This is a genomic window from Vibrio amylolyticus (assembly GCF_023145695.1).
Taxonomy (GTDB): domain Bacteria; phylum Pseudomonadota; class Gammaproteobacteria; order Enterobacterales; family Vibrionaceae; genus Vibrio; species Vibrio amylolyticus.
The window spans coordinates 19730-45932 of the sequence record NZ_JAJHVV010000008.1 but is presented as its reverse complement, the minus strand read 5'-3'; the positions used below and the strand labels follow the sequence as shown (position 1 = coordinate 45932).

General features: G+C 41.6%; 27 protein-coding genes. 15 read left to right on the top strand and 12 right to left on the bottom strand.

Annotated elements, in window-relative coordinates; genetic code table 11:
* Nucleotides 1-5: 5 nt before the first annotated feature.
* On the bottom strand, nt 6-716 hold the full coding sequence (gene deoD, locus KP803_RS13545; RefSeq protein WP_248009380.1) for a purine-nucleoside phosphorylase: 711 nt from the start codon (nt 714-716) through the stop codon (nt 6-8).
* A gap of 373 nt (nt 717-1089) precedes the next feature.
* Between deoD and KP803_RS13540 the strand changes: the two genes are divergently transcribed.
* The gene (locus KP803_RS13540; RefSeq protein ID WP_248009379.1) at nt 1090-1989 is read left to right on the top strand and encodes a L,D-transpeptidase family protein; all 900 of its coding nucleotides are present in this window, start codon (nt 1090-1092) and stop codon (nt 1987-1989) included.
* A gap of 78 nt (nt 1990-2067) precedes the next feature.
* Here KP803_RS13540 and KP803_RS13535 read toward each other — a convergent pair whose 3' ends face one another.
* On the bottom strand, nt 2068-2337 hold the full coding sequence (locus KP803_RS13535; RefSeq protein ID WP_248009378.1) for an Lpp/OprI family alanine-zipper lipoprotein: 270 nt from the start codon (nt 2335-2337) through the stop codon (nt 2068-2070).
* A 526-nt stretch (nt 2338-2863) separates the two neighbouring features.
* Here KP803_RS13535 and KP803_RS13530 point away from each other — a divergent pair.
* The gene (locus KP803_RS13530) at nt 2864-4195 is read left to right on the top strand and encodes a DEAD/DEAH box helicase (protein ID WP_248009377.1); all 1332 of its coding nucleotides are present in this window, start codon (nt 2864-2866) and stop codon (nt 4193-4195) included.
* A gap of 94 nt (nt 4196-4289) precedes the next feature.
* Here KP803_RS13530 and KP803_RS13525 read toward each other — a convergent pair whose 3' ends face one another.
* Nucleotides 4290-5933, bottom strand: a complete 1644-nt coding sequence (locus tag KP803_RS13525; RefSeq protein WP_248009376.1) for a methyl-accepting chemotaxis protein — start codon at nt 5931-5933, stop codon at nt 4290-4292.
* Nucleotides 5934-6292: 359 nt separating this feature from the next.
* On the opposite strand from KP803_RS13525, the gene KP803_RS13520 reads away from it, so the two are divergent.
* The 4 genes from KP803_RS13520 (at nt 6293) to pstB (ending at nt 9947) form a co-directional block, all read left to right on the top strand.
* Complete coding sequence (locus tag KP803_RS13520) at nt 6293-7114, top strand: phosphate ABC transporter substrate-binding protein (RefSeq protein ID WP_248009375.1); 822 nt, start codon at nt 6293-6295, stop codon at nt 7112-7114.
* A gap of 99 nt (nt 7115-7213) precedes the next feature.
* Complete coding sequence (gene pstC / locus KP803_RS13515) at nt 7214-8143, top strand: phosphate ABC transporter permease subunit PstC (RefSeq protein WP_248009374.1); 930 nt, start codon at nt 7214-7216, stop codon at nt 8141-8143.
* Between the two features lie 20 nt (nt 8144-8163).
* Nucleotides 8164-9027 carry a phosphate ABC transporter permease PstA gene (pstA, locus tag KP803_RS13510; RefSeq protein ID WP_248009586.1) on the top strand — a complete coding sequence of 288 codons (864 nt, stop codon included), beginning with the start codon at nt 8164-8166 and terminating at the stop codon, nt 9025-9027.
* Nucleotides 9028-9197: 170 nt separating this feature from the next.
* Entirely contained in the window at nt 9198-9947 is a 750-nt protein-coding gene (gene pstB / locus KP803_RS13505; protein WP_248009373.1) for a phosphate ABC transporter ATP-binding protein PstB, read from the top strand.
* A 145-nt stretch (nt 9948-10092) separates the two neighbouring features.
* Here the strand turns inward: pstB and KP803_RS13500 are convergent, their stop codons facing one another.
* From KP803_RS13500 to KP803_RS13490, 3 genes are all read right to left on the bottom strand, one after another.
* Complete coding sequence (locus tag KP803_RS13500) at nt 10093-10623, bottom strand: fasciclin domain-containing protein (RefSeq protein WP_427916955.1); 531 nt, start codon at nt 10621-10623, stop codon at nt 10093-10095.
* 292 nt (nt 10624-10915) lie between these two features.
* Nucleotides 10916-12592 (bottom strand): RluA family pseudouridine synthase, encoded by a 1677-nt coding sequence (locus KP803_RS13495; RefSeq protein ID WP_248009584.1) that lies wholly within the window; start codon nt 12590-12592, stop codon nt 10916-10918.
* Nucleotides 12593-12599: 7 nt separating this feature from the next.
* A complete protein-coding gene (locus tag KP803_RS13490) occupies nt 12600-12761 on the bottom strand; it encodes a hypothetical protein (RefSeq protein ID WP_248009372.1) in 162 nt (53 codons plus the stop codon).
* 166 nt (nt 12762-12927) lie between these two features.
* Between KP803_RS13490 and KP803_RS13485 the strand changes: the two genes are divergently transcribed.
* The gene (locus KP803_RS13485; protein ID WP_248009371.1) at nt 12928-13845 is read left to right on the top strand and encodes a LysR family transcriptional regulator; all 918 of its coding nucleotides are present in this window, start codon (nt 12928-12930) and stop codon (nt 13843-13845) included.
* 108 nt (nt 13846-13953) lie between these two features.
* Here the strand turns inward: KP803_RS13485 and KP803_RS13480 are convergent, their stop codons facing one another.
* A complete protein-coding gene (locus KP803_RS13480) occupies nt 13954-14154 on the bottom strand; it encodes a hypothetical protein (protein ID WP_248009599.1) in 201 nt (66 codons plus the stop codon).
* A gap of 156 nt (nt 14155-14310) precedes the next feature.
* On the opposite strand from KP803_RS13480, the gene KP803_RS13475 reads away from it, so the two are divergent.
* From KP803_RS13475 to KP803_RS13460, 4 genes are all read left to right on the top strand, one after another.
* A complete protein-coding gene (locus KP803_RS13475; protein ID WP_248009370.1) occupies nt 14311-15141 on the top strand; it encodes a DUF6279 family lipoprotein in 831 nt (276 codons plus the stop codon).
* Nucleotides 15142-15302: 161 nt separating this feature from the next.
* Nucleotides 15303-16481, top strand: a complete 1179-nt coding sequence (gene nagA / locus KP803_RS13470) for an N-acetylglucosamine-6-phosphate deacetylase (protein ID WP_248009369.1) — start codon at nt 15303-15305, stop codon at nt 16479-16481.
* A 135-nt stretch (nt 16482-16616) separates the two neighbouring features.
* Nucleotides 16617-17387, top strand: a complete 771-nt coding sequence (locus tag KP803_RS13465) for a sulfite exporter TauE/SafE family protein (protein ID WP_248009368.1) — start codon at nt 16617-16619, stop codon at nt 17385-17387.
* Between the two features lie 252 nt (nt 17388-17639).
* A complete protein-coding gene (locus tag KP803_RS13460) occupies nt 17640-18317 on the top strand; it encodes a LuxR C-terminal-related transcriptional regulator (protein ID WP_248009367.1) in 678 nt (225 codons plus the stop codon).
* Nucleotides 18318-18389: 72 nt separating this feature from the next.
* Here the strand turns inward: KP803_RS13460 and KP803_RS13455 are convergent, their stop codons facing one another.
* From KP803_RS13455 to KP803_RS13445, 3 genes are read right to left on the bottom strand one after another with little or no spacing between them, the layout of a single operon-like run.
* Nucleotides 18390-19226 carry a CsgG/HfaB family protein gene (locus KP803_RS13455; protein ID WP_248009366.1) on the bottom strand — a complete coding sequence of 279 codons (837 nt, stop codon included), beginning with the start codon at nt 19224-19226 and terminating at the stop codon, nt 18390-18392.
* Between the two features lie 18 nt (nt 19227-19244).
* Nucleotides 19245-19649, bottom strand: a complete 405-nt coding sequence (locus KP803_RS13450; protein WP_248009365.1) for a curli assembly protein CsgF — start codon at nt 19647-19649, stop codon at nt 19245-19247.
* Between the two features lie 14 nt (nt 19650-19663).
* Nucleotides 19664-20149 (bottom strand): curli production assembly/transport protein CsgE, encoded by a 486-nt coding sequence (locus tag KP803_RS13445; protein ID WP_427916954.1) that lies wholly within the window; start codon nt 20147-20149, stop codon nt 19664-19666.
* A 389-nt stretch (nt 20150-20538) separates the two neighbouring features.
* On the opposite strand from KP803_RS13445, the gene KP803_RS13440 reads away from it, so the two are divergent.
* Nucleotides 20539-21114 carry a hypothetical protein gene (locus KP803_RS13440; protein WP_248009364.1) on the top strand — a complete coding sequence of 192 codons (576 nt, stop codon included), beginning with the start codon at nt 20539-20541 and terminating at the stop codon, nt 21112-21114.
* 60 nt (nt 21115-21174) lie between these two features.
* Complete coding sequence (locus tag KP803_RS13435; RefSeq protein WP_248009363.1) at nt 21175-22389, top strand: hypothetical protein; 1215 nt, start codon at nt 21175-21177, stop codon at nt 22387-22389.
* Nucleotides 22390-22816: 427 nt separating this feature from the next.
* On the opposite strand, the gene nadE is transcribed toward KP803_RS13435, so the two are convergent.
* The gene (gene nadE, locus KP803_RS13430; RefSeq protein ID WP_248009362.1) at nt 22817-23650 is read right to left on the bottom strand and encodes an ammonia-dependent NAD(+) synthetase; all 834 of its coding nucleotides are present in this window, start codon (nt 23648-23650) and stop codon (nt 22817-22819) included.
* Nucleotides 23651-23783: 133 nt separating this feature from the next.
* Between nadE and KP803_RS13425 the strand changes: the two genes are divergently transcribed.
* Both KP803_RS13425 and KP803_RS13420 read left to right on the top strand, forming a co-directional pair.
* Nucleotides 23784-24296, top strand: coding sequence for a nicotinate-nicotinamide nucleotide adenylyltransferase (locus KP803_RS13425; protein WP_248009361.1), 513 nt, complete (start codon nt 23784-23786; stop codon nt 24294-24296).
* A 37-nt stretch (nt 24297-24333) separates the two neighbouring features.
* On the top strand, nt 24334-24834 hold the full coding sequence (locus KP803_RS13420) for a hypothetical protein (RefSeq protein WP_248009360.1): 501 nt from the start codon (nt 24334-24336) through the stop codon (nt 24832-24834).
* Between the two features lie 88 nt (nt 24835-24922).
* On the opposite strand, the gene KP803_RS13415 is transcribed toward KP803_RS13420, so the two are convergent.
* Nucleotides 24923-26200, bottom strand: coding sequence for a cytosine deaminase (locus tag KP803_RS13415; RefSeq protein ID WP_248009359.1), 1278 nt, complete (start codon nt 26198-26200; stop codon nt 24923-24925).
* Between the last annotated feature and the right edge of the window lie 3 nt (nt 26201-26203).

The following is a 26203-nucleotide window of genomic DNA, read 5'->3' as shown; positions in this document are numbered from 1 at the left end:
TGAAATTAGATATTTATTGCGGTTTCTAGTGCGACCTTCATCATATCGTTAAATGATTTTTGACGATCTTCTGAGCTGAGCTTTTCACCACGGATGATATGATCCGAAACCGTTAAGATGGTCAGTGCTTTAGCACCAAGGTCAGCAGCAACGCCGTAGATACCAGCGGCTTCCATATCAACACCTAGAATGCCTAGCTTTTCCATTTTCTCGAAAATGTCAGCTTCTGGTGTGTAGAAAAGATCTGCGGAAAACACATTACCAACTTTAACAGGTACATCTTGGATGCGAGCTTGTTTCACCGACTCTTCTAGAAGGCCGAAATCAGCAATCGCAGCGAAGTCATGGTTGTTAAAACGAATACGGTTTACTTTAGAGTCTGTAGAAGCACCCATACCGATGACAACGTCCATCAATTTAACGTCATCACGCACCGCACCACAGCTACCCACGCGAATCACATTTTTCACACCGTATTCAGCAATCAACTCATGAACATAGATACAGCATGAAGGGATACCCATACCGTGGCCCATTACCGAGACTTTTTTACCTTGATAAGTGCCTGTGTAACCGAACATATTTCGTACGTCACATACTTGCTTAACATCGTCTAAAAATGTTTCTGCAATGTATTTTGCTCGTAGTGGGTCGCCTGGCATCAAAACTGTTTCTGCAAAATCACCTGGGTTAGCATTAATATGAGGGGTAGCCATTGTCATTCTCCAAAGTTATCGACGGTATTTAAGGAAGGATAGCTCCTAAATTACCAATTTTGTTGAATCGCTTTGATTCTGTTGGGGCAATATTAGCGAGTAACAGCAGGGTATCTTGAGAAGTTCATCACATAATTAGTCTGAGAGTGACTTTTGGTGGGTGTTGATAACGAAATATGTTGAAAGCGGTAAGGCAATCGATTTGATGAGCAGAACCAAGGTTTGATTTAGGTCGTATACTGAGAGTGTCATGTGAAGACGAGCCGATATGAGTGACATTACTTTCTCGTGAGATATGGTTTTAGGCGTATAGAGGAGAAAGCATGGGATGAATGAGTTATCATTGCACGATTGCCGTTATAAGGATTAGTACATGTTGTACCGATTATTTGCGCTCTGCTTTGTGAGTGCATCAGCGTATTCAGCCAGTTACGAATTACCAACCGAAGGAAGTAGTATTGTTGGCCGAACGCAATACCATGCCATTCAGGCGGGTGAGAGCCTTGCGGACATCGCCAAGCACTATGACGTTGGGTTTCTCTCATTGATGGCGGCGAATAAGGGGGTTGACCCATTTCTTCCTCAAACGGATTATGTATTAACTATCCCATCTCAAGTAATCCTGCCCCATGTCGAATATAAAGGCATTGTGATCAACCTAGCGGAACTGCGTTTGTACTACTTCGAACCAGATTCAGATATCGTCCATATATTCCCTGTCGGTATTGGAAAAATTGGCAGAGACACGCCGGAAATGGAGACTCGAATTAGCCAGGTGCGAGCTAACCCAACGTGGACGCCACCTGCTTCGATTCGTAAAGAGTACTTAGAAAAAGGGATTGAGTTACCTGCTGTTGTCCCTGCTGGCCCTGAAAACCCATTGGGTGAGTATGCGCTTCGTCTTGCGTATGGTGCTGGCGATTACCTTATACATGGTACCAATAAGAATTTCGGTATTGGACTTCGTGTAAGCTCAGGTTGTATTCGTATGGATCCAAAAGATATCGAATGGTTATTTAATCAAGTTGATGTTGGGGTTCCTGTCAAAATCATTGATGAACCTATTAAAGTGACGTTAGAGCCTGATAGAAGTGTTTTCCTAGAGGCGCATGAGCCGTTAACCAGAAATGATGGGAGTAAGAAGTCACTAACGCTACCCCAAGAGCTGAGTTGGTGGTTAGATGAATTTGAGATTCCAGACAGTAAAGCGAGAGCGGCTATTTTGGCGCAAAATGGTGTGCCTGTAGAAGTGGTTGCTGCCCCGTATAATTAGTCGAGTAACTGTTGAATAGAAATGAAAGGGCCTGTCATTTAGACAGGCCCTTTTAAATCATAGAATGATATTGATTATTTATTTAGTGTAAGACTGAGCAATATTATCAATACGCTCATTAGCGCGAGCAGATTCTTCTTGAGCGGCCATCACTGCAGATTTCGCTTTCTGAGCTTCAGATTTTAGCATCGCATGCTCACTTTTCAGTGAATTTACATCTTGCTGAAGCTGGGTAACTTGACTACTTAGGTCATCCATTTTAGCCATTGTTTCTTCGTCTGGACCTGATGCACAACCAGCAAGTAGAAGTACTGAAGACGCTGCAGCTGCGATTAACATCTTGTTCATATATGAATTCCTTAATTATCAGTATCAAAAAATCGCCCTATACATTTTTTAACAAATATAGTGACGAAGTAAATTGTAGTAACAATTTAGCAGAACTCCTAGTTTAAGAACGTCAAAAAAAGCCAATAATTTAAGTAATTAGCGTGAGAATACAGATGAATCTCACAAATAAGAGAGAATTTTTGTACAAACGCGTCTCAAAATGCGAAAAAATCAGGTTAAGAAAAAACAGCTACTTTGATCAAATAATAAGGTAATGAATCCAATATGTTGGCGTGGGGAGGCAATTTATCTTGTTTTCCGAATGCATTAACCTTGCCCTTCAATCGGGATACTTAGCGGGTGAATAATCTATTATCGCTCTGTCTCTTGAAATTAATTGTGTATCGCGTGATTAATTTTGTGTGATCTCTATCCTTGTCTGCCTGTTTCACGGTATTATGTCGCGTTTTTGTTTTCCCTTGTGTTTCTAACCTTACGCATTAACACTTAATTGGGAATAATTCGTTATTAACTGGAGAGTACTTTGCACTTTAAAGATTTAGGTTTAGACAATCGCTTATTAAAAAACCTTAGCCATTATGATTTTAGAAAAGCGACTGAGATCCAACAGAAAGCCATTCCTGTGGCTATTGCTGGTAAAGATCTATTGGCGTCGTCAAAAACAGGTTCAGGTAAGACATTAGCGTTTGTTCTTCCAATGCTTCATAAATCACTAAAGAGCAAAGCATTTTCTGCAAGAGATCCTCGCGGCGTTATTTTGGCTCCGACGCGTGAACTTGCGAAACAAGTTTACGGTGAATTAAAAACCATGCTTGGTGGACTTTCGTACGAAGCGACGTTAATACTAGGTGGTGAAAACTTCAATGACCAAGTGAACGCGCTGCGTCGTTACCCTCGATTTATCGTTGCTACACCGGGGCGACTTGCGGATCACTTAGAGCACCGCTCGCTTATTCTAGATGGCTTGGATACCTTAGTTCTTGACGAAGCAGATCGCATGCTTGATCTTGGTTTTGCACCTGAACTACGTAAAATCCATAACGCGGCTAAACACCGTAAGCGTCAAACATTAATGTTCTCAGCAACATTAGAGCATACTGACGTGAATGAGATTGCCGCTGAAATGCTGGATATGCCAAAACGCATCTCAGTGGGCTCGTCTAACCAAGAACACAAAGATATTACCCAGAAATTCTACTTGTGTGACCACCTTGATCATAAAGAAGCGATCTTAGAGCGAGTGCTTGAAGAAGCGAAATATCGTCAGGTTATTATCTTCACTGCAACCCGTGTGGATACCGAACGTTTAACGGAAAAGCTGAATGAGCAGAAGCTAAAGGCAGTCGCATTAAGTGGCAGCCTGACTCAACCTCAGCGTAATACCATCATGAGCCAGTTTGAGCGAGCGGTATTTAAAATTCTTGTTACGACCGACGTAGCCTCACGCGGGCTTGATATTGCGAATGTTACGCACGTAATCAACTTCGATATGCCAAAACATACTGAAGAGTACGTTCACCGTGTTGGTCGTACCGGTCGTGCAGGAAGCAAAGGTGATGCAATCTCTTTAGTTGGACCGAAAGACTGGGACAGCTTTAAGCGTGTAGAAACGTACCTTCAGCAAGATCTGACTTTCTCTGTGTTAGAAGGCTTGAAAGGTAAGTTCAAAGGATTAAGACCGCCTAAGAAAGATTACCGTGGTGGCAAAAAAGACGTTAAGAAAGGTCGCCCACAAGCGAAGAAAACGCCGAAGAAACCAGTCAAGCGCGATAAGAGCTTCCACAATAATGTGGCAGTGGGTGATACGGTATTCATCCCTAAGAAGAAAGTCGCGCCAAAAGTGGACGACGAGTAATACTTTATCGTCTAACTCGATATCGCTTAATAAGATTGATACAAAAAACCGCCAGTTTGAAACTAGGCGGTTTTTTTTGATTGATTCTATCCGACTATACTTTGAAGTAGTCTAGCTGCTGTTTTTGTTTTTCAGCAAGTTCTGACAACTCTTGGCTCGCCGCGGCCGATTGGGTAATTCCGATAACATTTTGGCTGACGAGTTCGTAAATGTTGCCGAGATTAGTATTAATGTCAGAGGTGACTTGTCCTTGCTCTTCTGAAGCGACGGCGACTTGAGCATTAATAGTGGTTAATTTTGATATCGACCCACAAATCTCGTTTAGAGCAGCGCTGACTTTTCCAGAGAGTGTTTGGTTGTCTTGCAACATAGTTAAGCTGGAGTGCATGCTTTCGTTGGCTTTGCCTGACTGTGATTGTAACTCTTCAATAATGACTTGGATCTCTTTTGTCGACTCTTGCGTTCGAGCTGCCAACATTCTCACTTCATCGGCAACAACAGCAAATCCGCGGCCACTTTCTCCTGCTCTAGCAGCTTCAATTGCGGCGTTGAGCGCCAGTAAGTTCGTTTGTTCGGAGATACTTTCAATCACTTCAATAACTTTACCTATCTGCTCTGATTGATCTTTTAACGATGTAACGACTTGCGCGGCATCACTGAGTTGATCGGCCATTTTGGCATTGGCTCGATTGCTCTCTTCAAACATTTCGAGGCTATTGACGGCAAGTTCGTTGGCTTGGTTGGATGCCCCATCTGCAATATTCGCGTTAGTTGCAACCTCTCTAGACGTGCTTTCAAGTTGATTTATTGCCGATGCGACTTGTTCAACTTCTTTTTTCTCTTGATCAGAGTTCACGGTTGATTGGGTCATAACCGCAGCAAGCTCAGTGGATGCAGAGGCCACATCAACACTGATTCTCGCTAAAGCATCTACGGTTCCGTGCAGTTGTTGAACGGTTGCGTTTACATCTTTAGCTAATGCGGTTATTTCGTTGTCGCCTTCCTCACTCGCTTTAACTAATAGATTTCCGCTTGCCACCTGCTTCATTGTCGACTGAATACCAAAAATTGGTCTGACTATCATCCCAGCAAGCGCCCAGCAACATAACAAGCACACTGCAATCACCACCGATAGAGCGATAAAACCATTAGTAATGACATTATCGTGAGCTTTCGCGTTCGTCTCAACGTTGTTTAGAGAAATTTGATTAAGTTTATTGGATAAATCGGAAATGGCTTTGACCATTCGTTTACCCGCATCTCGATACTCATCTGCAGCACGTTGGTACTTTATGTCGAAGCTGTCGGGTAAGTTGGCTTGCTCGTGTTTGGTGTTCAGTAGAGGAATCATGATGTTGATAGCATGGTTAATGTACGCATCCATCGCTTGATTCATCGCTTGAACTTCGTTTTCCATGCCTTGTAATTTGTTTAGAGAGCTCAATAACACTTGATTTAGCTCTCTTTTTTGCCTTAAAACGCTAGGTAATATCTTTACCTCGTCGGGTTTAAATAGGCTATATATAGCGCTGATTCGCATTGCATAAGTGTTGTCGATGATATCGGTTAACTCATCTTTGTGCAGTATTAATTCTTCAGTGGAGTTTGAAACCTGACTAAATGCTTGTTTTAAATTGGATGTGCTATACATCATTCCTGCAAGTAAAAGCAACATCGTGAATATGACCGGTACTACTACTTGTAGCTTGATTGATAAGCCGTTAAGTAACTGGCGCATGAGATCCTCTCAATAATCTTCAAATGCAAATTGTTATCATTTGCGAAAATAGATTGTCGATTGTAATTACCTTTATGAATAGGTCAATCACTTCTTTGACTAAGTTATTTCTTTTTGCGATCGACCAATATGCAACTTAATGTCTTGTTTTTGAAGTGGTTATTTTAGGCGGAGAGTTCCAACGTTAGGAGGGAAAACAGTATTAATTCTGTTTCTTAGAAGAACGGTTAATTTTGCAGCAAAGTCACTTTTGTCATAGAGGCTTAAATTAACTGAAACACAACTGTCATATTCAAAGCCTAAAGTGAGCATCGTTCGAGAAAAACACAACGGCAATAACGCCACTTAAGGAAAATGTGATGAAAAAGACAGTTATTGGTGCAGTAGCACTACTAGGCGCAATGGCAGTGACTTCAGTTTCTGCTAAAGAAACTATCTCTGTAGTTGGTTCTAACAGTGCTTCTCCACTGGTTGAAGTTTTTGCAGAAACATACATGAATGCCGGTGAGCAAGTGTTCATTGAAATTCAAGCTCCGGGCTCATCAGCAGGTGTTCGTGCGGCTAAAGATGGAAGTGCTGACCTAGGTATTTCTTCTCGTGATCTTAAACCAGAAGAAAAATCGGAAGATTTGAAAGAGCTAGTCATTGCTCGTGATGGAATCGCAGTTGTTGTAAACCCGCAAAACGAGGTTGAAGCTCTAACGGCAGAGCAAGTTTCTGCTATTTACAAAGGTGAAATCTCAAACTGGAAAGAAGTGGGTGGCGCAGACAAGCCAATCGTAGCAATTACTCGTGATACAGCTTCTGGTACTCGTGGTGCATTCGAAGACATCATGAGCCTTAAAAAGAAAATTGGTGATGTGAAAGTTTCAGCTATCTCTCAACGTGCTCAAGTTGCAAACGGTAACGGCGCACTGAAAGTTTCTGTTGCTAGCAACCCATACGCAATTGGCTACATCTCTCTAGGTACAGTAGACAGCTCTGTTCAACCACTATCAATTGATGGCGCTGCTGCGACCGTTGACAACGTTAAAAACGGTTCTTACAAAGTTGCTCGTCCATTCCTAGTTCTATACAAAGCGGGTGCTCCATCAGCTGAAACTCAAAAGTTCCTAGATTGGATGGTTGCTGACGAAGCTCAAGCAATTGCAGACAAGAAAGGCTACATCTCAGTTAACTAATACTCTTTAACGAATTTATATTGCTCGGCCTACTTTTTGGGCCGAGCCTATTCTATCCCATGTCGAATTTTTGTTGTTTTCGACAGTTGAGATTTCTTTATGACCATCGCAAATAGTGAAAAGCTTATGAATACTGACACAACTCGAATGAGTCAATCAGGACTACGAGCCAAAAAACGTATTGATTGGAAAGAGCGCATCTTTCACGGTCTATTTCTATCAAGTGCCGTTATTGGTATTGTCTCGTTAGCCGTTATCGCTTACTTCATTGTTAAAGAGAGCATCCCAGCGTTTCAAGCTGTCGGTGTATCAGGTATCGTTTTAGGGCAACACTGGTTACCGCCAGCGTTATATGGCGTCGCAACCATGATTGTTGCTTCTATCGTATCAACATTAGGCGCTGTTGTTGTCGGTGTTCCAATTGGCGTTCTAACCGCCATCTTCATCGCTGAAATCGCACCAAAACGCGTTGCGAATATCATTCGTCCAGCAGTAGAGCTGTTAGCGGGCATTCCCTCGGTAGTTTACGGTTTTTTCGGCTTGGTGATTATTGTTCCGCTGATTCAGAACATCTTTAACGTTCCAGCAGGTAACACTATTCTGGCCGGTATCATCGTTCTGGGTATTATGATTCTCCCAACGGTTATTACAGTTTCAGAAACGTCTATCCGTGCGGTACCTCGCACGTATAAAGAAGGTTCTCTTGCTTTAGGCGCTTCTAAAATCTTCACTATCTTCAAACTGCTTGTGCCGGCGGCTCGTTCAGGAATTATGACAGGTGTGATTTTGGGTATAGGTCGTGCTCTTGGTGAAACCATGGCAATCATCATGGTAATGGGTAACGCACCGGCTATGCCAGAAGGCATTTTAGACTCGGCGCGTACTTTAACGGCAAACATCGCCATTGAAATGTCTTACGCAAGTGGCATTCATGCGAACGCACTCTATGCGACTGGTGTTGTTCTGCTGGTATTTATCATGATTCTTAATGCGGCTCTTCTATACCTTAACCGCGAGAAGGCGAAATAGTTATGTCTAAAGTTAAAAAAATGGATTACGCAAAACTGAAGCGCTCTCGCGAGTTCAAAGATAACGTTCTTAATGGCTTCGTATGGGCAGCAGCGGCCGCGACGGTTGGGTTCCTGTTTTGGATTATTTGGTACATTCTGTCGAACGGCTTACAACATGTCGATTGGGCATTCATTTCGGGCGATTATAGCCGAACGGGTGACTCTCAAGGCATTTTCCCAATGATCGTTTCTACGATCTACATGGTCATTGCTTCAATTGCAGTCGCGGCGCCACTGGGCATTATGACGGCAATCTATCTGACGGAATACGCGAAGGTAGGGAGCAAGCTGGTTAAAGTCATCCGATTCTGTACTGAGTCACTAGCAGGTATTCCATCGATTATCTTTGGTCTGTTTGGTATGACGTTCTTTGTTGTCATTATGGGCTTTGGTTTCTCAATCTTGTCAGGTGCGTTAACACTGAGTATTTTGATTCTACCCGTGATTATTCGCACGACAGAAGAAGCATTGATGGCGGTGCCTCAGACGTATAGAGAAGGTTCATACGGTCTAGGTGCACCAAAGATTTACACCATCTGGCGTTTAATTTTGCCAAGTGCAATGCCAGGTATTCTTACCTCGGTTATTTTAAGTATTGGTCGTGTTATTGGTGAGTCTGCTCCAGTATTTATGACGGCAGGTATGGTGGCTCGTATTCCTGACACTTTGTTGGACTCAGGACGCACATTAACCGTTCACCTGTTCAAGCTAACGACTGAGTTATTCACTATTGACGAGTGGAACCAAGCTTACGGTACTGCCACGGTTCTTATTGTTGTTGTTTTACTTATCAATACATTAACCAAGTTTATTGCAAGTCGCTTTAATACAGCCACTTACTAATGTAGCAACTAACCAACATAGCAATTAACTGACATAGCTACTTATTTATATAGCTCGTTACAACGATACGTTGCCCTTAACGAATATTGAGGTTAAGGGAGATGATTTCAGAGAAAGGCTCAAGGTGAGTACTGAAATCGAACGAATGACCGAATTTAGAGAACAAGATAATGAATAAATTTAATATTGAAAACCTAAACCTTTTTTACGGCGAAAACCAAGCGCTTAAATCGATCAACTTGCCAATTCCACTTCGCCAAGTAACGGCGCTGATTGGTCCGTCTGGTTGTGGTAAATCAACGCTACTTCGCTGTTTAAACCGAATGAATGATCTTATTGAAGGTGTGACGATCAACGGTACGCTAGATATGGATGGACAGAACATCTATGGCGAAATCGATGTTGCGGATCTTCGTATTCGAGTGGGCATGGTATTCCAAAAGCCAAACCCGTTCCCAATGAGTATTTACGAGAACGTAGCTTACGGATTACGTGCGCAAGGTGTTAAAGATAAGAAGCATCTAGATGAAGTTGTAGAGCGCTCATTACGTGGTGCTGCACTGTGGGACGAAGTAAAAGATCGCCTAAAAGCACACGCGTTTGGTTTGTCTGGCGGTCAACAGCAGCGTCTATGTATCGCCCGTACGATTGCGATGGAACCGGATGTTATTCTGATGGACGAGCCAACGTCAGCGCTTGACCCGATTGCGACACATAAAATTGAAGAGCTGATGGAAGAGCTGAAAAAAGACTATACGATCGTTATTGTAACGCACTCAATGCAGCAGGCGCGTCGTATTTCAGATAGAACAGCCTTCTTCTTAATGGGAGAGCTTGTGGAACATAACGAAACCCAAGTCATTTTTAGTAACCCTAAAGATGATCGTACTAAAGGTTATGTGAACGGCGACTTCGGTTAATTAGGATTTTACTGGCGTAAAAGATTATAACTATAAGCGATGGAAACTTTGCCCCTCTTTATGAGGGGCTTTTTTATTGTAGTGAATATAAACTGTAGGAATGTAAAAGCTTGGAAAATATAAAACGGCAGTAACACTCAACTATTTATTTAGGCAGCAGTACGCTATCAATGACGTGAATAACTCCGTTACTAGCAGGCACGTCTGCTGCAATAACAGTGGCATTATTTATCATAACGTTTGAACCTTTAACTTCAATAGCGACATCTTTCCCTTCTACTGTGGTTGCACTATTTAATTTAACCACATCTGATGCCATTACTTTCCCAGAGACAACATGATAAGTCAGAATATCAATCAACTGGTCTTTGTTTTCTGGCTTTAGAAGCGTCTCTACTGTACCTGCGGGCAGTTTTGCAAACGCTTCATCGGTTGGCGCAAAGACAGTAAATGGACCGTCACTTTTCAAGGTATCAACTAATCCTGCTGCTTTTACTGCCGCTACCAAAGTGTTAAATGAGCCATTCTCAACAGCAACGTCAACAATGTCTTTTTTCATCATGCTGTCTTTTGTCATCATATTATCACTGTGCGTCGCTTCTTTATTACTTGAGCAGGCAACCAATGAAAAACTCATTAAAACAAATACAAAAGCAGTTAGTATTTTATTAAACATAATCCTGTCCTTCTAATTTTTAAATGTTGTGTTTGAATAACGAAGATTAGTACGGAATATCTTTTCTTAAGGATCACTTTTATTTTTTGTCAAAGGAGGTTGTGTGCTCTCAATGAGTCGTTGAACGATGAAAACTGCCCTAGTTGCTTAGCGATAACCAAGTTAACGAGGGCGACCAGTAAAGGTATTGATTAGCGCTTAGTGAGCGATAAACGGAGAGGAGTTCAGTTTAGTACGCTAGTTCCATTGTTACTTACGGGTGTTACTTACAAGTGCTATTTACATGTGTTACTTAGAAGTCGGAATCAACCTGAAAACTTAAAGGCTCTTTTGTATACGGATGCTCAAAGCTTAGCGATTCGGCATGAAGGTGAAGTCGGTCGGCCTTAAGCCCATAAAGGTCATCACCAACAATTGGCATGTTTAAGCCTTGGTGATGAGCACAGTGAACTCTGAGCTGATGGGTCCGACCAGTTCTTGGATAAAGGTAGACTTTTGTTCGTCCATCTTGAACGTTAATAACTTCCCAATGTGTATCAGCGTGCTTTCCATGTTCAAAGCAAACAAGTTGCCTTGGGCGATCATAAAGATCACCACGTAAAGGAAGTGTGATGTCACCTTCGGATTCCGACAGTTCCCCGTCAATCAGCGCAACATAGCGTTTGTTGACGGTTCGAGTGATAAACTGCTTTTGTAAACTCTTATTAGCTCGACGAGTCAATGCGAATACCAATAGCCCCGAGGTCGCCATATCCAAGCGATGGATAACAAATGGGCCTTCAACATTGGGAAATTGTTCTATCAAACGAGAGTAAGCAGAATCATTGATGTTTTTACCTGGGACAGAAAGAAAATCAGCAGGTTTGTTAACCACGACAATCGCGTCGTCTTGGTAGAGAATATCCAGCTCTTTCCCTTCCGCTGGGTTTTCAAGCAGTGGGTTGGGGTCTAGCTCCATACCTTCTAACATATGGGTCAAAATAGGTAAGCACTTACTTTGACATGAAGGGTAGTACTTCTTATGTTGGCGAATTTCAGACTTTGGCGACACGCCCCACCAGAACTCGGCTAAGCAGATAGGTGTTAAATCATGAATAAACGCATATTGCATAAGTTTTGGTGCGGCGCATTCCCCTGAGCCCGCTGGTGGAATGGGCGTTGTTGTAGCAGAAAAGATATCGTTCAGTGATTTCTGCACGCCATCTTGATTAAGAAACTGATATTGCTCAAACAGTTTATGCTGAAGCGCATTCGACATCGACTTTCTCTGATTGAGTAGTTGGTTGAGCTCGTCTCTTAAAACCGAGATTTTTTCTTCTAATGAAGAGAGCACTTTCTTTTGCTGATCTTTTAATGCCTTGAGCTGATTTTTCTCAGTTACACTCTCTCGGCTAAGTTGAATGAGTGCTTGTTTATGTTGATCGTCATTGTCATCAAGCTGGCTTCTTTGCTGTTTTCTATGCGCTCTTCCCTCTATCATCGCTTGTCTGTGCGCAGACATTCTATGTTCAAAATCAGAAGATTGCTGCTTCAGTTCTTGTTCCAATTTGCCAAGTTCTGGATTGGATTGACGTCGTTTAGCTTCTTCGCTGACTCGGGTGATTTCTGCCAGTTCAGAACGAAAGAAGCTATCACTACTTAGCATGTCAAACACTGGAGGAACAAACCCGGGCAATAGATTTTGGTCCGCGATTTTTCCTGAGAATGCGCTTAGGTAGCCTAACTCACCTTGGCCATTTTTGACGACCAGCACACCAAACATTTTTCCGGTCCCCGATGTTGAACCAACTTCTAGTCCAAAATCGTATTGCCAATCAGTTTGCGTTGCTAGTTTGTCTTGAAGCTCTTGTGCTGCCAATTCACTTAATGGATGCGGTTGATAGTAAAATGGAAAAGTAAAACGGTCAGGAAGTGTAACCCCACCTGTTGAAGCGATAAATGGCGTAAAGCAAGGAGCAGGGTGAGGCATTTTTGAGCTAGGCATAAAGGAACCAAAACGAGCACTGAGTCGATGTGACGCTGATTTTACTCGGTTGGTCGTGAATTGCTAGTGGCGAATCGGCAAGCTCGTCAGACATTGAAAAGTTATAGACTTCTATTCGTTGTATCGCTGTCTCTTCGATTGGTTCACCGTTCATAAATAACCAGTTGATTTATGATGCGACGTTACTTCCCGTTTATGGGTATGACCAAGCTCACAAATGAGCCTGGATTTTCGGTATAAAGGGTGATTTTCTCGCGTTATTACTACTAGGCGAGTAACTTAGGGTTATATATGGATATTAATTGCTATCGAGGTGATGCTTGAAAAATACCATCGACCTGAATCTATACCGCTTTTTGGATCTTCTGTTTGAGCAGAAATCTCAGGTAAAGGTGTGTCATACACTGGACATCAGTCGAGCTACATTTAATCGACATTTATCAGATTGTCGTGATCTTTTTGGCAATGAGCTTTTTATTGCAACGAAGGGGATCTATGAACCAACGTTGTTTACCAATCAGTTGATCAGAATTATTAAAGAGCCATTGGAGCAGTTAGAGCAAGCTCAACAGATGTCATTGAGCTTTGAAGGCGATGATGCGGATATTGAGTATATGTTTTACGTTGCTAACCCGTTGAGTTCACTGCTGACCGTTCCACTACTAAAAGGGCTCACCAATAAAGAGTTTCAACCTAAAGTATCGTTTGTGGACTGGTCTTTAGAAGGCGTAGAGTTTCCAAAGAGTGGCAGTTTATCTATTGGGATTGCTGGGTACCCGAATGATCTTAATGAACGCTTAGTCGAAAGAAAGGTAGGCACACTCTCTTTGTATGCTTATTTATCTAAAAGCCACCCCTTGGCAAATGAAGAGAGTATTGAGCTTAGTGTTTTGAGTGATATGGATACCGTTCGAGTTTCTATGGGGTCTCTAGACGACAATTCTTATTATGGTCGAATACATAGAAGAACAGGTATTCAACTGAACCAGAAACTAACGGTAGCGTCAGTGCATGCCGCCCTAGAGTGTATTCAAGTTAGCCCTTATCTCTTTATCTGTTTTAACATTATGGAAGATTTGATGCCCGAGAGCTTAAAGCAAGTTCCGCTAAGCTTAAATGGAGAGTCTATGACGTTTGATATTGGTATGCAGTTCCATAGAGCTTGTTATCAACATCCAGTCATTGGGAAGATAGAGAAAATGATCTCAAAGCATCTGCTTTCTATTGAGAGTGAGTAGCTTCTATTTTGTAGGTGCTCAGCAATAAAAAATGGCTTTCGAATCATCGAAAGCCATCGTGCGAATTTTTAGGTCATGGAGACCAGCACTTAAAAAGGAAAAACATTACTAAATGGACTTTATCTTTAATCGCGAGTAGTCAACGTTGTTGCCAAGGTCATGGCTATAGCCAAAAGTTGCTAAAGTTTGGTCGCCGATAAATGTCGCACCCGCTTCGATAGACTTGTTACGATCTTCGGCTAGGTCATGAGTTGATAAGCAAAGTCCAATGTACGCCAGGGGGAGAGAAAGGCGCATTGTTTTGTACATAAAAATTTCTCTGTTGTGTTAAGAGTGATAGTCGCAATAGGTTGATATAATTACAGTTATTGAGTGTGATGAGTCTCAAGGTTGAGTGCGGATAAGTGGAGTTTTGGTGAATGCTGTATTGTACTAATGGTAGTCGCCCAATAAAGGAGAGTACCCATGCGAGTCATTATCGTTGCGTTAGTCTGTGTGCTTCTAGCTAGCTGCGGGACAAAGTTTGCTTATCGAAATATGGACTGGTTCATATTAGAGTACGTCGATGATTTCGTAGATTTAACCAGTGATCAGGACGATATTCTCACCCTACAAATCGAACAGCTAAGCGACTGGCATAGAGCTGAAGAGTTGCCACTTTATGTGCAACATTTGGACTCCCTATTATCTCTTGCTCCTCAAACGTTGACTCAAGAAGACATCGCTGCACATTTTAAGCAAATTGAGCTTCATTCTGAGCGTCTATTAAACCGAGTTGCCCCCGATCTTTATGCTCTGACGCAGACGCTAACCGATGAACAGGTCGAGCAGTTGCTAGAGAGTATCGCTGAGCGTCACCAAGAGTATCGAGATAAATATAAAGAACTGTCTGATGAAGAAATTCACGAGCGTTATCAGGAGCGAATTGGTGACAAAGTGGAAACGTGGATAGGACGTTTGAGCAAAGAACAAAAACAGATTGTCGAGCAGTGGGGTGATCGTTTTATGATTTCTGCGTATGAGTGGATGGCGTATCAAACCACCATGCATAATGAATGGCAGACAGTTCTGGAACGGCGCGATGACCTCAGTTATTTCCAACCTAATTTTCAGCGACTGTTGTTTGAGTCTGACCGACTTTTCACCCCTGAACTTATTGAAATGATTGAACACAATCGTTCAGTCAGTGAAGAGCACATTGTGATGATCGCGAAAAGCATGAGTGATAAGCAGTGGAAGCACTTCAAAAAAGAGGTGAATAAATGGAAAAGTGTTGCCGAGGATTTACAGCAGTAAGGCACTTTCTCGATTACCTAAATTTGAGAAGACAGGGTGGCGTAGCCCAGTTTTTGAGATAGGAAATATCGATTGAAGTGATTGATGGAATGTTCTTGTTCTAGAAATGTAGCCATGAGAGATTAAATGAATGAGTATTATCAGAATAAAAAGGTGTCAGTATGAAAAAAGGCGCGCTAAATACACTTCAACAAGCTAATGCAAAAAAATACGCGATTAAGAATGCTCGTCTCTTCTTGAAAGGCGAGATTGCAGATAATCAGATAATACTAATCGAAGGAGATACCATTGTTGCCATAGGGGAAGTAACGGCATTTAGTGAACTCCCTGAGATAGTAATTGATGCTCAGCATCACCTGATTAGCCCAGGATTTATTGATTTACAACTTAATGGCTGTGGAGGTGTTCTGTTTAATACTGATATTTCCTTACAGACATTAGACATTATGAATACCACCAACGTGAAATACGGGACAACTCAATTTTTGCCGACTTTGATTACTAGTAAGGTCGATCATATGACACAGGCAATTGATCTTGTTTCTAAATTGGGTTCAGCTGAAAAACTGGGGGTTCTAGGGTTACATTTAGAAGGGCCTTTTATAAGTGTTGAGCGTAAAGGAGCGCATCAGCAGCAGTATATTAGAGAACTTGATATTAACACTGCGCATTACCTATCTGATAATCAGCAGTATATTAAAATATTAACGATTGCCCCTGAAAAGATAGATCAGCAAGTACTAGATATCGTTGCTAAGTCGTCTATTACAGTTTCTATGGGGCATACCGATGCTAGTTATGACCAACTTGTTTCTAAAAAAGGGATCGAAATGGCAACGCATTTATATAATGCCATGTCACCGTTGACCAATCGAGAGCCCGGAGCTGTAGGGTATGTCTTTAATCAAAAGCCGTATGCAGGGATTATAGCGGATGGTATCCATGTTGATTACACTTCGTTGCAAATTGCCCGTGAACTTCTAGAAGAAAAGCTATTTTTAGTGACGGACGCTGTCACTCCTGCAGGTACGGATTTAGCTTGTTATAACATGGCTGGTCTGCAAGCATTCGTAACCAACGGTAAATGTCACTATGAAGATGGAACTATTGCCGGTGCAGCTATTACCATGAGTCAAAGTATCCGAAATCTGGTTACCCATGCACGAGTTCCTCTATTAGAAGCTTTGAATATGGCCACGATTTATCCTGCAAAAGCGATTGGTGTAGATGACTGTTACGGTAAGCTAGAAAAGGGCTATAAAGCGAATTTAGTATTTTTGGACGATGAATTGAAGGTCACCAAAACAATTCAAATGGGAGAACAAGTTTATCAATCTTAGTTTTAGTTATCGGTGCATAGTCTAACAGAATCAGTCTAGTCAGAGCTTGTATCCCTTGATAGTTATAGGTTACTTTTTAGCTAGTTAAGTGTATTGTCACAAGCTATCTAATTTAGCCACAGACAAGGAGAGTCGATGGCACTTGAGTGGATACTACTGTTTCTCGCAGGTACGGCTGGTGGCGTACTGAACTCTATAGCGGGAGGTGGAAGCTTTATTACCTTTCCGGCACTTTTAGCATGTGGTGTGCCTCCCATAGCAGCGAATGCGACCAATACCTTTGCGGTCAGTGCTGGGTATTTAAGTGGTGCCTATGGCTTTCGACATGAACTCCGCAGTGAGAATACGCCACTATTAAAAATAGTGCTGCTTAGTTCCCTTGGTGGCGTTATAGGGGCATTGTTACTACTCAACATTCCTGATAGTGCTTTTTTGAATTCCATCCCTTGGCTACTTGCGTTTGCGACCATGCTGTTTATGTTTGGTGAACAGTTGCAGTCGATGATTCAGCGAGTAGCGTCTAAGCAGCAGAGTAGCCATCGGATCGCCGCCATCACTTCCTCAGTATTGCTCTTATTAGTCTCGGCCTACGGTGGATTTTTCAATGCTGGCCTTGGCATTGTGGCACTGAGCTACCTTGTTTTAGCAGGCTACCAAAATATCCACTTAATGAATGGTCTTAAATTGGTTATTTCATCATGTGTCTCTATTTCGGCTATCGGGTTATTTCTGTTTGAGGATGTCATTGACTGGAATCGAGGTGGAGCCGTGTTGCTGGGGACATTAGTCGGTGGATATGTTGCAGCTAGAGTATCAAGAGGTATCCCTGCTATCTACATCAGACGATTTGTAGCCTGCTCTAGCTGTGCTATCACCTTGTACTTCTTTTTCGTAACGTATCGCTAATCATACGAGCGCCCGCCAATATTGAACCTTAGCTAATACATCACTGTTATCAATAGAATTGTTAGCACATTCTCAAGCGTGAGATGGTACGTAAGGTTATGAAATATAAGCGATAAAACTACATCAAGATTCTGGGCGATAGAATTTAGATCTCTGTAACTTGACATTCATCCCAACTATTCATAATTTGACACTATTCTCTGGTAGGAGAATTAGGTTGTCTATTAAGTACATAATAAATTCAGTGGCGTTATGGAAAACATTAAAAAAGTCTACGAGACGATTACACTTATAACCGAGAATAGCCTTCAATCTTCATTATTAAAAGATGCGTTGGGAAAGCTACTCGGGACAGATATTGATATTATTTCCATTAACACTTTATCAGAGTCTCTTTTTCTGAAGGGGCGACGTGTAAATGATCTCGTGATCATTGATATGAGTGTTTGTACTGAAGATAAGATTGAAATATACAGTACGTGCAGAGAGAGTTATTTTCCCAATAGTGTTGAAGCACTAATTAACTGTGATAAGTCTTGCCAGTACTCGGATCTTACGCATTGGACGAACCTGGTGGGCGTTTTTTATAATATTGACGATATTGATCTTCTTGCTCAGGGCATAAATAAAATCTTGCATGGTGAGCTATGGCTGAGTCGTAAACTAGCACAGGAGTATATTCTTCACTATAGAAAAACAGCAAGTGTAAAAACCAGTAATTCATACAGTAAACTAACCAAACGAGAGCAGCAGATTATAAAACTACTCGGTAATGGTGATACTAACATTGAGATTGCTGATAAACTATTTGTTAGTGAAAATACAGTAAAAACACATTTACATAATGTATTCAAGAAAATTAATGTTCGAAATAGGTTACAAGCACTAATTTGGGCAAAAGAAAATATAGGCAACGAAGAGTTCGTATAATTTATTTTCTCTCAAATAAAAAACCTTAACTAATTAAGGTTTTTTATTTTAATTTTGGTAATGCTAATCTTGCTATAAGATATGATGTTGTTCTTTTGCATACCTTTCAATAATTGGACTATTCAGTTCTTCAAGGTTAGCGGGTTGCCACATACCTCGCTCTATTCCCTCAATAACTAAATGAATCACAGACGCATCAATGGCAGACATAACCGCGACGTTAACAGGCTCGTTATTGGTATATCCGGCCTCTACTTCTAGCAGGTCTTTATAATCCACAAATCGAAATACATCACCAGTGACTTGCATTGACAAAATCGTTTTGCTGGTAGTGACACTTAGTAGAATTTGTCCAGTCCGGACATCGACGACCCTCAAGTTAACGGTGACCATATCACTTCGATACTCTGTTGCCCCTCCAATACCTAAGTAACGTGCTCCAAAGCCACCTGTTTTTACGTTTGAATCGTAGGCAACGATACCGCCTTCAATGACTACGTTAGCAGAACTTAGAGAGGGAAGGTCAGCACCATGATTGGAGACCGATTGGTCTTTTTTCTGCGCTGCTCGAATGATCTTTCTCTCTGTTAGCAGGTTCTGAAGCCCCTCTCGCTCTAACGGAGTAAACCAGTTCGAATCTAACAGTGACGTTGTAAGTAAAGCTGTACCACCTTGTGGGACTGCAGTAGAGAAATTACTGTTTGGTGACGGTTTGTATTGCCCTGTTTGATCTCTAAAATCATAAACAGAGACGAGGATTCTACCTTTAGGTTTGGGTAATGCAATTAGATCAGAGTAGGTTGCGCCGCGAGGCATAAGGCGGGGCGCTTCATCGGCCTCTGGAACACTGAGTGAATTAGAACACCCTGCCAAACTCAACACAGTGACTAATATAACGAGTCCTTTCATCGTACTTCCTTGTATTTCCTATAAGTCAGGGTTTAGGCCACTAACATTAATTTTTGTAGACTCACCGGTTTCATTATCAATGATAATAACCGCTAATCCGGAACCTTCTTCTTGTACGTTTAGAGTGAAGGCTTCGGTTACTAGGTTTCCAGTCGTATTCCCTGTCCCGATATCGGCTAACAACTGGCTTATCAATCGAGACTCCAAACTTGATGCGAGTCTGTCTATTGCCGATTCTTCTTCAAACGCACTACTACTCGCTGGTGCTTTATAATCGTTTATCGCGTTTGCTACGCCTAATAAATGAGAGCTGTTTCCTGAGTAGCCACCGAAACTAGGGTTGTTTGGCGTGTATATCATCTCAGACGCATTTAAAATAGGCGTGAAATATAGGAGTAAACTCATTGAAATCTTGATTTTCATTCTTGCCTCTACACTTAAAATTCATCGTGCTCTAGATCGAAGGTATCTTGAAACAACCTTTCGGCCTGCCATCGAATGATATAGTCACTGACAGCTTTTACAGCTTCGTCGGCTTTTTCCTGAGCTTGACGGCGCCCTGGTGACAACGCTGTTCTGTAAATTGGCTTTCTTGAGTGATAGACACCAACAATACTCCCAGAAAGTGCTGTTGGTCTCTCTCTTATCTCAAAGTTTTCTTTCAAGTCTTCATATCTGTCGTTTAACTTCTGAGAGAAAAAAAAGTAGAAATCTTCACCAAGTCTGGTCATGGTTCTATCCACAATAAGACCTGATACCTCATCGAAGTTTTGAAATTTGTTTTTTTGTTCTTCTATCATTTGGCCGCTTTCTAATGGGGCGCTTTGTTCTAAATTATTACTAGGTTTACTGTTACTGGTGTGTGCTCTGAAACTAATAAAAGCAGCACTGAGCATTAATGTGATTACTACTTTTCTTTTCATACTGCTCACCGAATCGGAACGCATAAATAATGTTAGGTACTCTCCATCCAAGGAGTGATACTAAATATATATTGACGCCATATCAATCGAATAAAATTTTATTGATCTAGTTAAATATTATAATCTCATTATTGAGATAGCCTCTTTAGGGGGGGGATATAAGTGCGATTTTTGGCTTTGTTAGTATTTATAATGTAAATAAACTTTAGTGCTAATTTGGTGTTTTAAATCTTATTAATTATTACTAATATATTTATGATTATTCAATCAAAAGAAAATCATTTATCCCCTATATTCAATTCAAAGTTTATTGCTGCTTAGCATCTAAAAACCAATAATATCCCTCGTTCATTGAGAACACTTTAACGCTACGGAGCAGGGAGAAAGTGATGAGATTCGATTTAGTGAAGGTTGGCTCAATTGCTCTAACTACCACCCTGCTTTTGTCGGGGGCAGTATCAGCAGCACCTAATTATACAACAGACTCATTCAGTGACTTAGACCTAGATGGTTTTTCTGAGCTTGATGTTGCCTATAACAACTATGCAGAAGTTAGTCTAAGTAATACACACAATAGTCAGGTTGTAGTCACGCAGGTTCAAATTGGTTATGGAAGCAACAAAGCTAAAGTGTCAATGACAAATGCATCAGGAAGTGAAGTTTTTTTGAATCAGATTGGGTCGGGAAATATCGCAGTGATCGAGCAAAGAAATGGCGCGAATGAGGCAAAGCTGAATCAGTTGGGATATTGGCATGAGGCATACATAATTCAAGACGGTGATTTCAATAGAGCAGATATAACTCAATTTGGAATTTCAGGGAATGTCAATTTGACCCAGTCGAATGGTGGTAACTATACAAGAATTATCGACTTTCGCGGATCTGACTACAGCATTAATCAGTCAGGTGATGCGACTTTTGTAATTGAAAGTAGTATGAAAAGAAACATCAGTATTGAGCAGTAACTGAATACTTAACAGCTAAACAACTAAACAATAGAGTATTAGGATAAAAGGACGTTTATTATGAAAAAACAACTAGCGATTGCTATCTCAGTAGCATTAGTATCTGGCAGTGCATTGGCATCTTCTGGCAACGAAGCTGCTATTGATGATCTGAGTTCATTTGTGAACTCTCAATATGAAGATAATCAAGCTGATGTTAAATTGTCCAGCACCAAAGACAACACGGTAAAGATATCGCAAACGAGCACCTCTCCTTATGGGCTAGATGGTAATACCGCTGTTGTTGATGTTAAAGGTGGTGAAGACAACACAGTTGTGATTGATCAAGCAAGCTCTTTAAATGAAGGCTTTGTAAAAATGGACGGCGACGTTGACGACAACTATGTTGAGTTGCAGCAGATGGGTGAAAGTGACGATGCTCAGGTCAAGGTTATTGGTAATTCTGATGATAATAGAGTTTATATTGAGCAGCATGGTACATCTGAAGCTACAAACAATGCAGCGGTTGTTAGCCTAACAAGCGCAGACGATAACAGATTGAGTATCACCCAAGGTCAAAATAACAATACCGAAGTTGCTATCTCTGATTCAGATGACAATAGAGTAACAATTGCTCAGACTTCACGTAATGAAGGTCATTTCGGCGGTGCTTACGTTGATTTAAGTAATGGTTCAGACCAAAATGTAGTGACAATTACTCAAGCAGAGTGGAACCTGACTGAGCTAAATATGGCTGATTCAAGTCGAAATCGTGTAGAAGTTACGCAAACTTACGGTGACGAAGCGTATATTGATCTAACAGAGTCTGATGACAACAGAATATCTATTGTGCAAAACTCTGAGTCTAAGTTTAACAAAGCTGATGTTGATCTAACTGCCTCTGACCATAATGTCATCAATGTAGATCAAAATAGAAATAACTATCATGGTGACAATGGAGCGTTTGTAACTTTAGATAACTCTGATGACAACAATATTAAGGTGACGCAAGCACGCAGAGATAGTGCTGATATTGACTTAGTAGGTTCTGATGATAACCGAATTGTTGTGGCTCAAAAAACAAACAATACTGCTATTGTGGATCTAGCTGACTCAGACGATAACTTGATTAAAGTTCTACAGAACTCTGAGCGTTCAGGGGCTACTGTTAACCTAATTGACTCTAATCACAATGATGTACGTGGTGGCATTTACATTGAACAAACTTCTCAAGACTGGGCAAATGTTAGCTTAACGGGTTCTGATTATAACTCTGTTACTATTGTACAACGATAAGTCACCACGACTTTTGCAACATTATGCTAAACGTTAAAAAAGCGGTGCTCAGCACCGCTGTATTCATCTCAACATCAGCGTCAGGAAGTGAACCTATGATAGAGCATAGAGGCCTTTCTATTGCGTGCAGTGAACAAGACTCTTTTATCAGACTACTTGTTACCACGAGTGACTCATCTGGAAAGGTACAGTTGCGTTCCGATTCAGGTAACCGGATGTCCAGCACTGTTAGTAAAGGTTCCAAATTAAACTACAGCATGAATGTGGCACAGTTTCCCATTAACGTTATTTACGATGCAGACGGAAGGAAAACTGAGTTTATAATTGACCAAGATTGTATCGTTAAATAAAACCTTGCTAATAACAGCAAGGTTTTATTGTTTTATGCCTAGTGATTACTAACCAAGATAATGGTTAGCATCTATCTTCACTGGTCGTAAATCGTCGGTATAGGCAGGCGCTTATGTTGCGTCACTGTGTAGATATGAACCAAACGATCAGACGCTTCTTTACTCACTTCTTTACCTTCCAAAAAGTCATCAATTTGATCGTAGCTCAGCCCTAGCGCCGCTTCATCTGCTTTCTGTGGATCAAGCTCTTCCAAGTCTGCAGTAGGTACTTTTTTAACGAGCAACTCAGGCGCACCTAACGTATCTGCTAGTTCACGAACTTGGCGTTTGTTTAAGCCAAAGAGTGGCGCTAAATCGCAAGCACCGTCACCAAACTTGGTGTAGAACCCCGTGATGTTTTCGGCAGAATGATCGGTACCTAATACTAGGCCGCCCACATAGCCTGCGATTTCGTATTGAGCGACCATACGGGCACGCGCTTTTACATTGCCTTTTACAAAGTCGATCTTAGCTTGATCTTGTGGCAGTAACCCTGTGCCTTCAAGAGCGGTATGAGTTGCAGCATGAACGCCATCAACGCCTTGCTTAATATTGACAGAAACAGACTGGGTTGGTTTGATAAAAGATAATGCGAGCTGAGCTTCATCTTCATCTTTTTGCTCACCATAAGGCAATCTGACGGCGATAAACTGATAATCGTCACTTGATGACTGTTCATTTAGCTCATTAACAGCCAACTGTGCTAAGCGCCCACAAGTAGTAGAGTCGACGCCACCACTGATACCCAGAACTAAAGATTTGCAGCCAGATTGCTGCAGTTTAGTTTTTATAAATTCGACGCGTCTCGAAATCTCAAAATTAGGATCAATTGATGGGAGCACGCGCATTTCATCACGGATTATCTGTTCCATTAGTGTACCTTTCCTGCAAGCATATAAATTCAAATTGTTGTTAACCTGAATTCAGGTTATTTAGTATTATCATACCTTAATCATGGTGTGAGAAAACCGAGAAAACAGTTTTCGTGAATGGATAGGAAATAAAATGAGCAAAATAGCGGTTTTTGGGAGTGCGTTTAATCCACCAAGCCTTGGGCATAAGAGTGTGATTGAGTCGCTCGCACATTTTGAACGAGTATTGCTTATTCCGAGTATTTCCCATGCTTGGGGCAAAGAGATGCTTGATTATGGTATTCGCTGCCAGTTGGTCGATGCGTTTATTGATGATCTATCGGTGAATAATGTTAAACGCAGTGAGGTTGAAGAAGCACTCTTTCAGCCTGATCAATCAGTGACAACTTTTGCTGTCCTTGAAGCGTTAGAAAAACAACACCCAGGGAGTGAACTTACTTTCGTTGTGGGCCCAGATAATCTATTGAATTTTGGTAAGTTTTATAAGTCGCAAGAGATTTTAACGCGCTGGAATGTACTGGCTTGCCCTGAAAAAGTGAAGATACGCAGCACAGACATACGAACAAAACTTGCTCATGGTTCCAGTATTGAAGGTTTAACCACACAAAAAGTGGCTAAATTATTGAAAGAATTATCAGTATATTAGACAATACGTTACAGAATGGTGTATCTGGAAAGAGTAAATGAACCTCAAAACAGCAGTATTGTCATTGCTGGTCATTGCTCCTTTTGGAGTTAATGCGTGTGATCTTTTTGAATCTTCACCGAATTATCGTGTTGACTCAATAGTATTAAGTGATAGTAGTAATAATGGTGTCTGTTTTTCTGTCGACGAAACAGTAAACTACGCGAGAAAACAGTGGGTCGCCTTGAGTCATGTTTTTGATGAAGAGCCAACAACCATTGGTTCTTATTGGGATGATTGGGTATTGGAGTCTGCGTCTGATCCAATGCTAACACAGAGTATTTCGTCTAATTATTTTGGCTTAGGCATATGGATGCCTCAAGTTCTTGAAGACCAAGTCAGCTCTATGAGCACAGAAGAGTGGCTAATGAGCCATGGTGTTCAGTTTAGTGTCGGGTTTGGCGATAAGAAGTCAGGCCAACCTCGCATGCGTTTAGACTATCGCTGGCATGATAAGTACGACGGTGACGTCATGATGCAGGTTGAAGTACCGTTTTAGGAAAGTACATAATAAAAAGGGAAATGACGTTACTGGCAATAGTAAACCTCATTTCCCTTTTTTGTATTTATAAACTAATTCTTCTTATTTAACGCTTGAACGTGACCGGTTCAGACTGCTCAAGGTTGATGATTGTCTCAGCAGGTTTCGTTTCAGCGATCACTTTACCGTTTCGGATGGAGTAGCGAACAGGTACTTGGCGACGTACCGCATCAAAACCATTCTCAGCAGGCAGTATCAGTAGGCTTCCTGGCTTCCCTTCTTCAATACCATGACGATCTTGAATGTTCAATGTACGCGCTGAATTCGTGCTGATTAAATCCAGTGAGTTATTGATTTGGTCATAGCCCATCACTTGGCAAACATGCAGCCCCATATGCAGAACTTGAAGCATGTTAGCCGTACCTAATGGATACCATGGATCAAACACATCATCATGACCAAAGCAGACGTTAATATTTGCGGCTAACATCTCTTTCACTCGCGTCACACCACGGCGTTTCGGATAATCGTCAAAGCGGCCTTGTAGGTGAATGTTTACCAGTGGGTTTGCGACAAAGTTGATGCCTGACATTTTTAGTAGGCGGAATAAGCGCGATGCGTAAGCGCCGTTGTATGACCCCATTGCAGTAGTGTGGCTTGCTGTGACTTTATGGCCCATTTCAAATTTATGAGCAAGTGCGGCTAGCGTTTCAACAAAACGTGATTGCTCATCGTCAATTTCATCACAGTGAACGTCAATTAAGCGGTCATACTTTCTTGCTAATTCGAAGACGTAGTGCAGTGACTCAACACCGTATTCGCGTGTGAATTCGAAGTGAGGGATGGCACCAATAACGTCCGCACCAAGTTGAACTGCTTCTTCAAGAAGTTCCTTGCCATTTGGGTAAGAAAGAATCCCTTCTTGTGGAAAAGCCACAATCTGAATATCGACCCACTGTTTCATCTCTTCTCGAACTTCAACCATCGCTTTTAGGGCGATAAGCGTTGGGTCAGAGACGTCAACGTGTGTTCTTACATGTTGCACACCGTTAGCGATTTGCCATTTTAGCGTTTGCTTTGCTCGTGACTTTACATCTTCAATAGAAAGGGTTTGCTTGCGCTCAGACCAGCGCTCAATGCCTTCAAACAGCGTGCCGGAGATATTCCAACTTGGCTCCCCTGCGGTTTGTGTGGTATCAAGGTGAATATGAGGCTCACAGAATGGAGCGACAGCAATACCACCTTGGGCATCAAGTGTTTCTATGCTCTGGTTTGTTGTTTCATGGTTATCAAAGATACGAGAGATCTTCCCATCTTCAATAAGAATTTTATTTAGCTTTTGCGAGTTATTTAGTCGAGCGTTTTCGATCAGCAAGGTTGTCATTAT